12 protein-coding genes are annotated in these 14,211 nt (G+C 38.4%); 3 read left to right on the forward strand and 9 right to left on the reverse strand.

Going from position 1 to position 14,211, the window contains the following annotated elements:
- Nucleotides 1–25: 25 nt before the first annotated feature.
- From cls to J6O61_RS13495, 3 genes are all read right to left on the reverse strand, one after another.
- A complete protein-coding gene (gene cls, locus J6O61_RS13485; RefSeq protein WP_292214266.1) occupies nucleotides 26–1,594 on the reverse strand; it encodes a cardiolipin synthase in 1,569 nt (522 codons plus the stop codon).
- 69 nt (nucleotides 1,595–1,663) lie between these two features.
- Nucleotides 1,664–3,070: an MATE family efflux transporter gene (locus tag J6O61_RS13490; protein WP_292214270.1), complete on the reverse strand. Its 1,407-nt coding sequence runs from the start codon at nucleotides 3,068–3,070 to the stop codon at nucleotides 1,664–1,666.
- 113 nt (nucleotides 3,071–3,183) lie between these two features.
- Nucleotides 3,184–3,576: a flavodoxin family protein gene (locus J6O61_RS13495; protein WP_292214273.1), complete on the reverse strand. Its 393-nt coding sequence runs from the start codon at nucleotides 3,574–3,576 to the stop codon at nucleotides 3,184–3,186.
- 174 nt (nucleotides 3,577–3,750) lie between these two features.
- On the opposite strand from J6O61_RS13495, the gene J6O61_RS13500 reads away from it, so the two are divergent.
- On the forward strand, nucleotides 3,751–6,891 hold the full coding sequence (locus J6O61_RS13500) for a toll/interleukin-1 receptor domain-containing protein (RefSeq protein WP_292214276.1): 3,141 nt from the start codon (nucleotides 3,751–3,753) through the stop codon (nucleotides 6,889–6,891).
- A gap of 78 nt (nucleotides 6,892–6,969) precedes the next feature.
- Here the strand turns inward: J6O61_RS13500 and J6O61_RS13505 are convergent, their stop codons facing one another.
- From J6O61_RS13505 to J6O61_RS13515, 3 genes are all read right to left on the reverse strand, one after another.
- Nucleotides 6,970–7,434: a DnaJ domain-containing protein gene (locus J6O61_RS13505; protein WP_292214279.1), complete on the reverse strand. Its 465-nt coding sequence runs from the start codon at nucleotides 7,432–7,434 to the stop codon at nucleotides 6,970–6,972.
- Nucleotides 7,435–7,456: 22 nt separating this feature from the next.
- Nucleotides 7,457–7,882, reverse strand: coding sequence for a hypothetical protein (locus J6O61_RS13510; protein WP_292214281.1), 426 nt, complete (start codon nucleotides 7,880–7,882; stop codon nucleotides 7,457–7,459).
- Between the two features lie 224 nt (nucleotides 7,883–8,106).
- Complete coding sequence (locus J6O61_RS13515; protein ID WP_292214284.1) at nucleotides 8,107–9,006, reverse strand: hypothetical protein; 900 nt, start codon at nucleotides 9,004–9,006, stop codon at nucleotides 8,107–8,109.
- Nucleotides 9,007–9,209: 203 nt separating this feature from the next.
- Here J6O61_RS13515 and J6O61_RS13520 point away from each other — a divergent pair, with 203 nt between their 5' ends.
- On the forward strand, nucleotides 9,210–9,887 hold the full coding sequence (locus tag J6O61_RS13520; protein ID WP_292214286.1) for a hypothetical protein: 678 nt from the start codon (nucleotides 9,210–9,212) through the stop codon (nucleotides 9,885–9,887).
- Between the two features lie 10 nt (nucleotides 9,888–9,897).
- Here the strand turns inward: J6O61_RS13520 and J6O61_RS13525 are convergent, their stop codons facing one another.
- Nucleotides 9,898–11,178, reverse strand: coding sequence for an O-acetylhomoserine aminocarboxypropyltransferase/cysteine synthase family protein (locus tag J6O61_RS13525; RefSeq protein WP_292214289.1), 1,281 nt, complete (start codon nucleotides 11,176–11,178; stop codon nucleotides 9,898–9,900).
- Nucleotides 11,179–11,409: 231 nt separating this feature from the next.
- Here J6O61_RS13525 and J6O61_RS13530 point away from each other — a divergent pair, with 231 nt between their 5' ends.
- The gene (locus J6O61_RS13530) at nucleotides 11,410–11,577 is read left to right on the forward strand and encodes a hypothetical protein (RefSeq protein WP_292214291.1); all 168 of its coding nucleotides are present in this window, start codon (nucleotides 11,410–11,412) and stop codon (nucleotides 11,575–11,577) included.
- A 23-nt stretch (nucleotides 11,578–11,600) separates the two neighbouring features.
- Here the strand turns inward: J6O61_RS13530 and J6O61_RS13535 are convergent, their stop codons facing one another.
- Nucleotides 11,601–12,248, reverse strand: coding sequence for a 4'-phosphopantetheinyl transferase family protein (locus tag J6O61_RS13535; RefSeq protein ID WP_292214294.1), 648 nt, complete (start codon nucleotides 12,246–12,248; stop codon nucleotides 11,601–11,603).
- Nucleotides 12,245–14,206 carry a fructose-1,6-bisphosphatase gene (locus tag J6O61_RS13540; protein WP_292214298.1) on the reverse strand — a complete coding sequence of 654 codons (1,962 nt, stop codon included), beginning with the start codon at nucleotides 14,204–14,206 and terminating at the stop codon, nucleotides 12,245–12,247. Before J6O61_RS13540 ends, J6O61_RS13535 begins: the two co-directional genes overlap by 4 nt.
- Nucleotides 14,207–14,211: the final 5 nt, after the last annotated feature.

Raw genomic sequence — 14,211 nt, forward strand, 5'->3', positions numbered from 1 at the left:
TAATTCCTTTAATGTATCAATTATTTCACATTAAAGGTGCGGAAAGCCTTAATATAAGCTGACTAAAGCGTAAAAATGCACCTCTTCCACTTGCATAATACTCTGTCACTTCCTTTGATTCTTTAAATATCTGCTCAAAATCTTCTTTTGTTTTCTTTACCGCGTCACAATCCGCATAAAGGCACCCGTTTTCAAAGTGATGATACAGACTCCTATAGTCTAAGTTAATAGTCCCGCAAGTTGCAACGAAGTCATCTGCAATACTCATTTTAGCGTGACAAAAGCCCGGTGTATATTCGTAAATCTTAACTCCGTTTCTCGCAAGACCATTGTAATAGGATCTGGTCAGACTATATACAATTTTTTTATCCGGAATTCCAGGCGTGACAATTCTTACATCAACACCTCTTTTGGCTGCAAGAGAAAGAGTGTGAGTCATCTCCTCGGTTATGATCAGGTAAGGTGTGATAAACCAGACATAATCCTTTGCCATATTGGCTATGGACATGTAAACTTCTTCTCCCACCTGCTCACCATCCATAGGATTATCCGCGTAGGGTACCACATATCCCTTGTTGCCTGCAGTATACTCGTAATCCCTAAGATACCTGTCAAAAGTCACATCATCAATATCATTTCCCTTTATAGCATTCCACATTTCAAGGAATGTAACTGTGAGAGATTTCACTGCGTCTCCCTCAAGCTTTATTCCTGTATCTTTCCAAAAGCCATAAGGCTCAGCTAAATGGAAATATTCGTTGGCAATGTTATATCCGCCGGTGAATCCGATTTTTCCGTCGATAACAGTAATTTTCCTATGATCCCTGTTATTAAGGAAAAGATTAAGGCCCGGCGCAAAGGGATTAAATACCCTTGCTCTGATTCCTTTTGCTCTAAGTCTTTTTACAAAATCAGTGTTGACAAAGCCAATGCTTCCCATGTCATCATAAAAAACTCTGACCTCAACGCCTTCTTTTACCTTTTCCTCCAAAATGTCCTGAATGCTATGCCAGCTCTCTGCGTCTTCAATCGCATGATATTCCATGAAAATAAATTCCTTTGCCTGCTTAAGTGCATCCTTTTGAGCTTCAATGCCCTTAAGCGCGTCATCGAAATACGTTATATCAGTATTTTTATAAACAGGATAACCGGAATATTTCTTAATATAATGGGTTATATTGGCTAAATATGGAGCATCCTTTTTTATTTCCTTCTGAATTTCAGAATCTTCCGGCAAAAGAGGCAGCAAAACCTTATCTATAGCCTCATAGCGCCTTCGCATCTTATTGGTGCTTCCGTTAAGACCTACCAAAAGATATAGCACGAGGCCTGCCACAGGCATTGCCATAATAAGCATGATCCAGGGCATCTTTATGGAAGCTGTCTTATACATTGAATAAATGCCTAAAACTACCAATACACTAATGACAGTAAGAAGCATTGAGAGCCAGTGCCATGTGTTGTTTAACCAAATGACTCCCCATACTACCAAAAGACTGTTTATAACAACCGAGAGAACCGCTATAACCATTCTCTGAACGCCGTTTTTTACAGCTGCTTTTTTCTCCAATGTGTACTTATTAGGTCTGCTCATTTTTTCCCCTCCATGTACATGATACCCCAAATTCAATCTGCATAAAGATCATATTCCCATTACCTTCTTTTAAAAGTGCTTACGGTTCCACAATGCAAGTCTGATAAGGAAAAGAGTTCCTCTGACGCAGAGTTCCGTACACATGGCAATCCATGCACCGACAAGACCAAATCTTGAGCCCAGCAATATGGCCAGCGGAATCCTTACTACCCACACACTTACAAGATTAAGCACACTTGACATAAACGTCTCTCCCGCACCCCTAAATACACCCGCGGATACAATTGATGCACCGTATAAAGGTTCGGCAAAAGCCTCAATTCGTAATATTTTTACACCAAGTTCCCTTATTTCCCGATCAGGTGTAAGTATGCCAATCATCTGAGGCGCAAAAATATACATCAAGAATCCGCTGCTTCCCATGATTAAAATTCCAAGAACTACAGCGATCCACCCAAGCCTCTTTCCCAATTCATTTCTTTTTGCTCCGATACATTGACCAACTACCGTTGAAGCTGCTACACCTATACCATATCCCGGCATGTAGCAAAGACTCTCGGCAGTTATAGCAAAAGAATTAGCAGCAATCGAAGCAGTTCCAAACGGAGAAACGATTTTCGTAAAAGCCACATATGCAAATCCCATTATGGCGCTGTCAGCTGCTATAGGAATTGCAATTTGCATAGCTTTGGGAATTTCCATCTTTATAAATCTTCTAAAGTTCATATTATAATTGTCTTTTCTGCCAAAAAGGCTTAAAGACTCTGACTTTACCAAAAGATAATAAAGCATTATGCCTGTTATAATAATCTTGGCTATAGTTGTTCCAAGGGCTGCACCTGCCACTTCCAAACGCGGAATGAGCAGGTAATTAAAAAGCACGTCAAGTCCACACATTATCACATTCAGCATGCTGGGAAGTCTGATATTTCCACTTGACTGAAGCATACCTTGAGACACTATCAATAGCTCCTGAACTGGAATTGTCAGTGAATAGATCAGAAAATACAAAGAGGCGTTTTTTCTTATTGCTTCTTCACCACCCATAAGCTCCGGAAGATAAAAACTTAAAATTACAGAAATCACCGTTACGATAAGACTAAATAAAAATGAGCATAAAAGTCCCCATTTAACAATATTTCTGGCAATCTGATCCTCTTTTGCTCCAATCTTATGGGCAACCCGAATTGTAAATCCCATTCCGGCTGCAGATATTATCCCGCCAATGAGCCATGTAGAACTTGAAACAAGTCCTATAGATGCAGAAGCTGTCGGTCCTAATCTTCCCACCATAGACGCATCTATGTATTGCATTATTGTAGAGGAAATCTGCGCAAGAATTGCAGGAAAGCTAAGCTTTAATATAAGTGCAATCTCCTCGCCAAATGACAGTTTCTCTCCGTCTCTTAGTTGTTTTAAGCCGTCTTTTTTATAATTCTCCATACCATTTTCTATCCTATCTTTTTGCCCAAGCATAATACTATCAGAATTATAGTTATTGGCAAGTGACTCCCCATTTTTATTAAAAAGAAATTTTCTCTACTCAAAAAAAGATCTCCGGACAGTACCGGAGACCCTTGTGATTAACATTAAACATATTTTCTGGCAAATCTCAAAGTTTCTTCTTTACAGCTCTCAACTGCCTTGCTCTTAAAATACAGTGTTTCGCTCTCTACTGTAATTCCTTTCTCTGTCAAAGCCTTCCGGATAACATCAAGTGCATGTTTTGAAAGCCATGAAGTTGAGAACACAACTGCTTTTCCAACCTTATCACTTGATAATGTATTCAAGTACTTTTTAAGATTATCGTCAATCCCATAAGCGTACAGCGCACCTCCAATAAAAAGCACGTCAACTTTTTCTGTCAATGCCGCGTCTTTTGAATCTACAGAAACTGCGCTAACGCCGGCTGCTTCTGCTATATAATCTGCAACCTTTTGTGTATTTCCTGATCTTGAATAATATCTGACTGCTACGTTCATATAAACCTCCTTGATTATATTTCCCTCTATATAATTGTGTACAATTATTATTTTAGTACTTATTTCGCAAAATTCAAGAGCTTTTTCTTTAAGCTATACTTCATGAGATTTTCTTTAAAACGGATTCCTCTTATGTTATCATTATCAGGTTGACGTCTAATCGGGAGGAATAATATGATAAATTATTACAATGCGTTTATATCTTATAAACACGCAGATCTTGATAATAAAATTGCCGAAGAAATTGTCCGAAGGCTGGAAAGATATCACATTCCAAAGAAAATCCAAAAAGATACCGGCATAAAAAAAATCAACCGAATTTTCAGAGATAAGGATGAACTTCCTATCACAAACGATCTCAATGATACAATCGCAAGTGCTCTTGCCAATTCAGACTATCTTATAGTTATCTGTTCAACTAACACCAGGCGCTCAACCTGGGTGGAAAAAGAAATAGAAACTTTCCTTAAAAACCACACTAAAAACCAGATTTTAACTGTTTTGGCAGATGGCGAGCCCTTTGAAGTTATCCCTAAGATCCTTTTGAACGATGAAAAGACTATTCAAGATGAACATGGCGTTTTCCAAACAATAACCGTTCCGCTTGAGCCTCTTTCCTGTGACTACAGACTTCCAATCAAAAAAGCCAGAGCAGAAGAACTTCCGCGTCTTGCAGCCACACTTATCGGGTGCTCCTACGACGAACTGATGAACAGACAGCGCCAATACAAGATGAAAAGGCTTACCTCAATTTTTGCTGTGGCAATGGCAATTGTTCTGGGCTTTGCAGGATATATGCTTTACAGCAATACTCTCATTCACAAGAACTACATTGAGTCTCTTAAAAACCAGTCAAAATACCTTGCTAATGAATCCGGCAAACAGCTTGATGACGAAAATCGAATCGAAGCCATGCAGCTTGCCCTTGCAGCTCTTCCTGAAGATGAAAATGACGATATGCCGGTAACTCCGGAAGCATTAAAAGCAATCACAAATGCATCCTATGCTTACGTTGCCCCTGCTGGGACCAACATGGCGGCAACATGGAACTACCAGATGCCCGGACATGTAAGCAGCTTTAAGCTTTCCGACGATTCATCGGTTCTTGCTGCCAAAGATACATCCGGAGTTGTAATGGCTTGGGATGTGGCATCTCATCAGGAGCTATTACAGACAATCAAAGCCGATGACAAAACAAGTGACTATATGTTTTTTAATCCCAATACACTTATTGTAAGCAGAGATTACAGCGTAGCTGTATACAATCTCAAAGACGGCAGTGAGGCTTGGACTTATGACTTCGGCAAATATGCTTTCTCGGGAGCTTCTTACATCAAATACTCTGACAAGAGCTTTTTGGCATGCAATTCACACGGTGAGATAATCGAGTTTAACATAGAAAACGGCGCCGTTCTTAACCATACATATATCTTTGGTGAAGAAGAAAGCACATCATTAAGCTTTGATACCTATTGCCAGCACTACTCGTTATCTCCTGACGGAAAAAAACTTGCTTTTAGCGCCTCAAATAAAGCTGAAAATTATGAATACAGTTACAGCGTATTTGAATATAATTTCGACACTAATGAAGTTAAAAGTGAAGTAATCGGAAACAATTATATCGGTAATATAGAGTGGCAAAATAATAATATTTATGTTTCATGCTCATTATCCGGTCTGGATAGCAGTATGAGTATGTATGCCTATTCATACATAACCGAGGATCACACCGGTATCTACTGTTACGATTCAGATGCCATGACGCAGAAATGGGCCTATGATTTTGTTTGCGAAGGCGTTGCTATCAACAATGGCTTTTTACCAATGGACAACAACACAATAGCTTATTATGCCGGAAATATAAGCGAGATTTGGGATTCTGAAACCGGTGAACTCCTAAACAGATACAATGTCAATGACTCGATCATTGACATCAGTGATAATGATCATGACGGTCAGCCTTTATACATCACGGAAGGCGGTAACACCGCTTCTCCTCAGTCTAAAGGCGAAACAACGGGAATAGGTACATATCAGCGTTTCAGCGACAACCTTGATGATGCGCTGGTTGGTAAGGGAGTATATACGCATAAATACCTTACATCTGCCATAACCTACTATGCCGTATCAGTATATGATGAAACCTACAAAGTTTTTTCAGATGCACCCAAGCTTGAATATACGCTTCCTGACGATATATACATTGACGAGTCATTATTGGCTTTGCTTGAAAAAGTTGATGACAATAATTGCAGACTTCATTTATATGACGTTCAGGACAAATCATATCAAGGTGATGTTTCTCTGGATGGTCTTCTTCATTACAAAGTCAATATACTTGGCACATATGACAACAAACTGTATATTCTCGGAGTAACTCGTCCTGATGACAAATACATACCAAATCTCTACGAAATTGACCTTCAAACCAAAAAGCTTTCAGTTACTGCTATAGAGACACTTACCGGGCTTGGCAGTGATTCTTTCGAAGCTAAAAATGCCGTTTTTGATGGTTCAAGGATCATTTACTACGATTCGACTTACAATGCATATGGCATAGGAATCATTGATCTTGCGACAAAAGAAAATAAAAAGATTACCATAGAAAATTTGGATTACAGTTATCTTAGAATGATCAAATGCTTCCCAGAGACAGGCACAGTTTACCTTGAATTTGATGACTACGAATTTTTGATAAATCTTGCAACTGAAGAAATAAAAGAAATTCATCTTACCGAAAACTGGAATAATACCACACTTGCCGTATATGATGAAAAATCCGGAATATACGCATTTACAGATGATCAGACTATTGTGCTTCTAAACAGCAATGGAGATTACTCATGCGAGATTTCCAGCATGAATCTGATGCCGTTTGTAATGGGATTTTATCAGTCAGATGATGAAGATAATTGTTTGATAGTAGCATATGATAATGGCACTCTTTACAGGTACAACACAGAGTCAGGTGAATTTGTGGGCAAAAGTGACCTATCTGTTTATTCCAATGCTTCACGATACTCCTATGACCGTATTGTAGTCGATGAAGAAAGTAACCACTTATATGTTTATGCCGGTGGGATATTGGATATATTTGAACTCGACTCCTGGACCGAAACCACTGCTATAACTGGTTGCTACGATTACAACAAGACTACAGATACATTTATTGTCTATGGATATGAAAATGCCGACGAATATCAAGTTGGCTACTTTAACCACTATACAACAGATCAGCTCATCGAAAAAACCAAAGATCTTCTTCAGGGAATTGAAATGACAGAAGACCAAAAGTCAATGTATGGAATTGGCTGATTCAATAACTTAAAAATCCGGAGGCAGCCGCCTCCGGATTTTTGGTTGTTCAAAAAATAACAGCTGATTCTGTTTTGCTCAGAAAAACAAAAGCATCCTGAACAGCATAGATAAAACCTGCATTATAATAAAAAACCTGAATATCTTAAATAAAAATGATCCGGTATATACCGGTCTTCTCTCCCAGCCGGTCCAATCATTCCATGTATTCCGGTTTTGGTCCGCACTACTGTTTCTTCTTCCGAAATCTTGCGTAGTATATGTCCAATAGGTTCCATAATTTTCAAATGGATTTTCCTGTCTTTGTGTATATGTTCTGTTCTGAGATTGTGACTGAGTATATGTACTTCTATATCGTTCTGCTCCCGGCCTGGTAAGTAAATCATATGCAGCGTTTATCTCATTCATTTTCTCCGCTGCTACTGCGTCTCCGGGATTAAGATCCGGGTGATATTTTTTGGCAAGGCTTCTATGTGCCTTTCTTATTTCTTCTTCTGATGCTCCGGGACTAACTCCAAGAACCTTGTAGGGATCCATCATCATAACTCTATCCTCCAACTCATTATCAAGTCTTTCTAATAAATCTCTCCCCGCACTTTGGACATCTTATCTCAATGCGTCCTTTTCCCTTAGGTACACGGATCTGCTGATGACATCCCTTGCATAGATAATACCTGCTGACTGATCTGTCTCTCCATTGAAGCCTCAAAAGCTTTATATATTTTCTCGGTACCTCAGTCATGCTCAAAAATTTTTGGTTTTCCTGATATCTCTTTGGAACATTCTTGGAATATACTCTGAAAATAGAATACCCAAACAATGCAACCCACAAAAAATAAATAATTACACTCTGAGCAAATATATTTATCAATAAAAGAATAATTGCCATTGCATTGCACGCTCTCGCCAGATTGTCATAGCCATTCCTGCCATATAAAAACTGTGCAAGTCTTTGTTGTAACTGATAGCCAAATTGTCTCATCTTATCCATACCTGTGCCTTTCTTTTCCGGTCAAATTCTCTATTTAAACTACAAAAAATGATTCTTAGAGTTCATTTTAATAACTATCCTTTTTTCTTTATATAGCAATTTTAGCAAAATAAACTCATTTATTTTACGAATATGACAATATTACATCCGCAAACTAAATGCAACCTAAAAAAAGAGGGTTCTGTTAAATCAAGAACCCTCATAAACAAAAACCATATATATTATCAGTACTGAATAAATTCAAGCGAATCTATGATAGTTGCAAGAGCATCTGATACCGGAATATCGATGGCATCATCACCTGAAGTGTGAGCAGTCATTTCAAAAATAAGATATCCATCCATATAATCTCTTGCAACAGCCGTCTCGTAAAGACCTGAACCTTCTACTGTAGGTGAAAGCGTTACCCAATACCCTGTCACATCTTCAGCTCCCGGAAAAGAGCTTTCATAAGTTTGGGTTCCTTCGCCCCACTGCTTTTGAAGGTCTTCTATCATTGTTTTTGCATCCTTATCAACGCCGTAGGTTGCAGTTACCATATTCGTCCCCGCTGATTCGCCGGTATAAACAAATGTGGTAATAGGACCTTCACTGTTAACTGTAATTACCGAAGGATCATATTTCACTTTCCATCCGTTCGCATCCTCATATGTAAGATCTCCGCCATTTTCAAGACTTATATAATTTTGAGCGTCAAAATTGTCAGGGTCTGCATCCTCCTTTGGAACAAACGCAATCTTAAGACCATCTTCCATATGTCCGATAACAGTCCCATCCTCAAAAGAATCAACTGTCAGAAGTTCCTCTGCGTCTTCTCCTTCGCCTCCCATATGAAACAATACCGTTCCTTCTCCCTGCTCACAGGCAAAAGGAAGCCCTATACCGTTCGTTCCATCCTCTGTGTATCCTGAAGCTTCATCATAAAACACATAGAAATATGTTTGCGGCGGGTCTTCTGCATCAACAGCATAATTCACATATACACCTTTTGTAAAATATGGCTCGTTAGCCGCTTCCTCAACTGATGTAACAGACTCTTTCCCGGCACAGCCTACCAAAAATGAGCCAATCATAACAACTGTTACCCCATAAGTCTTTATCTTTTCAAACACCTGCTTTTTCATATTTTCCTCCTCTAAGAATAATGGTTGTTCATCACTTCCACCTTAATAAATGGTAACACAAAAAATGTACCGACCTTAATCGTTTAAACGGATTTAATACTTTTTTAATGATTGCAATTTTTTCTATATTGAAAGGATTCCATTAATGATGTAATATACATACTTGTGCAATTTTTTCAGATAGAAAAGGAACTATTATTTATATGGAAAATCTACTTTATTCTTATGAAGAATCATGTGCTTTAATTCAGGACAAGGGATTAAAAATGACAATGAAACGCGACGAAGACCTCAATAAGCTCTGTCAGTTTGGTTCGCATGGTTCAATTCTTAATGTAAACACTCTATTATTCGATCGTTACCAGATTCATGCCACTGAGAAAGACTATAACTCAATAAAAAGAATGGCTGAATCCGAAGGTCTTGCCATTGTATTAAGAGAAACTGAAAAAGACGAATTAGAAGATGTTATCTCCGGCTATGAAGAAATTGGAAGCAAAGCAATTCTCTTTATTAAAAACGGTAATAAAGTTTTACAGCTCAATGAAACTGAAAAAAACTTACCTCACGAGATTATTTTCTTCACAAATGAGAATCTTGATTTTATTCTTGATTGTCTGTGTGAAAACTCCGAATATAAACCAAAACAGAAGGTCGCAGCACCTGTAGTTAAGGTAGAAAAGGTTGTTGAGCCACAGCTGACAGACGAAGAGATAAAAGAAATATTCCCTGAAGGCCATACGGTTATTCACAACACATATGGCCAAGGGACTATTAAAGAAGTTTCTAATGGTAAAGTGACAGTTGAATTTGCTGATTCAATAATAAAAATCCTTTCAGCAAAAATATGCATTAAAAACAAATTGCTTAAAGTAGTCTGATAGAAATTTTTCAGATAGCTGCAAAGCCCTTTTCAAGATCAGCAATGATATCGTCGATATGTTCTGTGCCGATTGAAAGTCTGATCGTGCTCTGGCTGATACCCTGATCCTTCAATTCTTCATCGGATAACTGGGAATGTGTAGTTGTCGCAGGATGTATTACAAGGCTCTTTACATCTGCAACGTTGGCAAGCAGTGAGAAAATCTCAAGATTATCAATGAATTTCCAAGCTGCTTCCTTACCTCCCTTAATTTCAAAGGTGAAAATTGAAGCGCCACCATTTGGGAAGTATTTCTCATAAAGTGCATGATCCGGGTGATCTGCCAATGAAGGGTGGTTAACTTTCTCAACCTTTGGATGGTTTTTGAGATATTCCACTACTTTCTTTGTATTCTCAGCGTGTCTTTCAAGACGAAGAGACAGTGTCTCAACTCCCTGAAGCAGCAAAAATGCATTAAACGGTGAAATTGTTGCTCCTGTGTCTCTAAGAAGTATAGCCCTTATAAATGTTACAAAAGCTGCCGGTCCTACAGCATCATAGAACGAAACACCGTGATAACTCGGGTTTGGATCAGCTATATTAGGATATTTTCCGCTCTCTTTCCAGTTATATTTACCGGATTCTACTATAATTCCACCAAGTGTTGTTCCGTGACCTCCGATGAATTTTGTCGCAGAGTGAACCACAATATCCGCACCATGCTCAATTGGTCTGATAAGATATGGTGTTCCAAAAGTATTGTCAATAACAAGCGGAAGGCCATGCTTATGAGCTATTTCTGCAATAGCATCAATATCGGGTATATCACTGTTTGGGTTTCCAAGGGTTTCAAGATATATAGCTCTTGTATTCTCTTTTATTGCCCCTTCAACCTCACTAAGATTATGAGCATCCACAAATGTTGTTGTAACACCATACTGCGGAAGTGTATGTGCCAGAAGATTGTAGCTGCCTCCATAGATTGTTTTTTGTGCTACTATATGTCCTCCATTTGCAGCAAGCGCCTGGATTGTATAAGTAATAGCTGCAGCTCCCGAAGCAACTGCCAGTGCAGCGCTTCCACCTTCAAGTGCTGCTATTCTCTTTTCCAGAACATCCTGTGTGGAATTAGTCAGTCTGCCATAAATATTTCCGGCGTCTGCCAGTCCAAATCTGTCAGCTGCATGCTGGCTGTTCCTAAACACATATGATGTTGTCTGATAGATAGGAACGGCTCTTGCGTCTGTTGCCGGATCCGGCTGTTCCTGCCCTACGTGTAACTGTAATGTCTCAAATCTGTAATCACTCATTTTTAACTCCTCCGTTCCTTTTAATAATGTGATAATACTCCCTGCTTACCGATTTTACCAATACATTAAGCTTATTGTTTGCGATAATCTATAGCTATAACTGAGATATTTTTTCATCTTTAGAAAAGTTTATAATAATTTAATTTGTACGACAGAAAATCTACATGATTGTATTGTAGTATAAATAGAAATAGTTGTAAGCGGATCTGGCACTAACGGGGAGGTGCTTATATGACTACTGAGAATTCAAAGATTAATATAAAGGGAAAGTCTAAAATTATAGATACTATCAGCTATAAGGGTAAATGCATTGATATAAGCATCTTAAAAAGACGAATTATATCTGCAATTGCTCTTTTGGGCGCTATTGCTTTTGCAGGTATCCTTATTTTCCTTTAAAAAAGCTAAGGCTGAGCAAGCGCTCAGCCTTTTTCATTAAAAACATCTGTTATTGATATATTACTAAAATCTGCCCCGGATGAACAAATTGTTATTTGATAACCTTCCATTTCTTTACGAAACAGCTTTAATTCCCCATCCGTCTCGAAGTCAGTACTTGTTTTTACCCTGATCTCTATTTTTAGAGGATCCATAGACAGCCCTTTTCCATAGTATTTCATTATGCTTTCTTTTGCTGTCCACAATGCAGTATATATCGCATCCTTTTCACCTTCTGCTGCGGATACCTGTTCTATCTCTCCTTCAGTAAATACTCTCTTTATGAGACCTTTTTCGAAATGGGTGATTTCCTGAATGTCTATTCCAACCTCCATATCCGAAATAGCTATAATTGCCTTATCGCCTGAGTGAGACAGGTTAAAAAAAATGTCCTTTTCCCCCTTTATATATGGTTTTCCGTAATCATTTTCATATATTTCGAAGGATTTGATCTCCGCCTCTTCAAAAGCTCTTTTTAAGGCTATTCCTGCAGCCAATGACAGTAATTTGCTCTGATCCGGCTTATATTTGTCAATCTTTTTCTTGCGCTCAATCGACATCTGTTCATACCAGTACTCATAAACATCCCTGTCACGGATGCTATTTATATCAACAATATATATTTTGTTCAAGCTTTATCTTTCTCCCTGATTGCTCCGCTTTCATATGCCTTTAACAGGTCTTTTAAATCTGAAATTTGTGTCTGAAGACTCTTTCCTACATCAGTATCTCTTACAAGAATCCTCTTTTTTGTCTTCTCTGTTATCTGAATTTCAGGTGTATTCTCCTGCCCCTTTACAAATGCCTTGTGCTTGGCAAGAGCCAGATGATGCGAATTAAATATAAGTGTGTATCCGGCAATGCCCGTCTGCTCATGATAAGCCTTAGATATTCCACCATCAATAATATAGAGCTTACCACCGGCCTTTACGGGACTCTCACCTTTCTTGGTTTTGACCGGTACATGCCCATTTATAATATGTGCCCATTCCGGATCAAGCTTAAATTCTCTTAATATTTTATCAGCATACTCCTCATTAGCCGAGAATGTATAGTATGGATTGTGATTTTCTTCGCATAACCCCTTCTCATTCTTTAAAAACAATCGTTCAAACGTAGATATCTTGTCTTTTCCAAACAGCGGTGAATTGGGACCGCACCACAAATACCACATAAGATCTACAGCATCCTGCTTCTTTTCAGGATCATCCTTAGCATCAAGAAAATAGGCATCGTGAATCTTTCCATTTAAATAATCCATCAGCTCTTTTCCGCAGTAACTTCCGTCCTTGGTTTTCATACAGGTAAAATTGCCCTTGTCATCCATCGGGATGCAACCATGGAAAAGGAGATTATTATTTACAGTCCTATACATTGCTCCGTGAGAGTACAAAAACTTCACATGCTTTGTAAGGAGCTGTGAGTGAATAAAGCTAAGGCGAAGAGTTCTCATAAGTTCCTCCTCCCCTTCAGATAAAGCATATGGATCTTTTGGATCTATAGTAGGGAAATTAGTATCATTAAGCTTGTACTTCTTATTTCCTATCTTTACTGTCCCTGCCTTATAATCAATTTTATCAAGAAGGAGTCTCTTCTCCAAACCATATTCCGGATGCTTTTTTATAAGCTGTCCCTCAAGCTTTAACTGAATAATGCTTATAGCCTTATACATTTTTGCCGCAAGCTCCGGATTTACAGAATCATATTTGTTCTCATCAAGTATATGCAGCTTAAAACAATTGCATGGATCATCTCTGTAAACTTCTGCCGCAAACATGGAAAGCGGTCTTAAATTGATTCCGTAACCATCCTCAAGAGCATCAAAAGAATTATAGCTGGTTCCTATTCTAAGGACATTGGCGATACATGCCGTATTTCCACATGCCGCCCCCATCCAGTCAATATCGTGGTTTCCCCACTGTATATCCACATCATGGAAATTCATTATTTCTTCCATGACAAGATCAGGCCTTGCGCCCCTGTCAAAAATATCTCCAATTATATGGAGTGAATCAATAGTCAGATTCTGAATAAGTTCGCACAAAGAAATAATAAACTCATCAGCAAAATCAATCTCAATAATTCCGCTTATTATCTCGTTATAATATAGCTTTTTATTTGAGTCATTCATATCAAGATGCAATAGTTCATCTATAGCATAGGCATAATCTGAAGGCATCTTCTTACGAACTTTAGATCTGGTGTATTTTGAGCTTACAACCCTGCAAATAGAAATAAGTCTGTTTATTGTGATCTTTTGGTGCTCATGAAGTTCTTTTACACTGATAGACTCATCTCTTCTTATCTTGCTGATAACTTCCCTTGGGTAATATATAAGATTTGCCAGTTCAAGCTGTTCCGCTTCAGACATCATATTACCGAAGGTTTCTTCAATTTTAGCCCTTATAATACCTGAAGAGCTCCTTAAAAGATGTGAAAAAGCTTCGTACTCCCCGTGAATGTCTGAAAAGAAGTATTCCGTTCCCTTAGGCAAGGCACAAATTGCCCGCAAATTTATGATCTCCGCAGCTGCTTTCCTTGAATTGGGAAACTCTTTACTCAAAAGCCTCAAATACTCAATATCTCTCATACTCT

The organism is Butyrivibrio sp. (assembly GCF_017635265.1).
Taxonomy (GTDB): domain Bacteria; phylum Bacillota; class Clostridia; order Lachnospirales; family Lachnospiraceae; genus Butyrivibrio.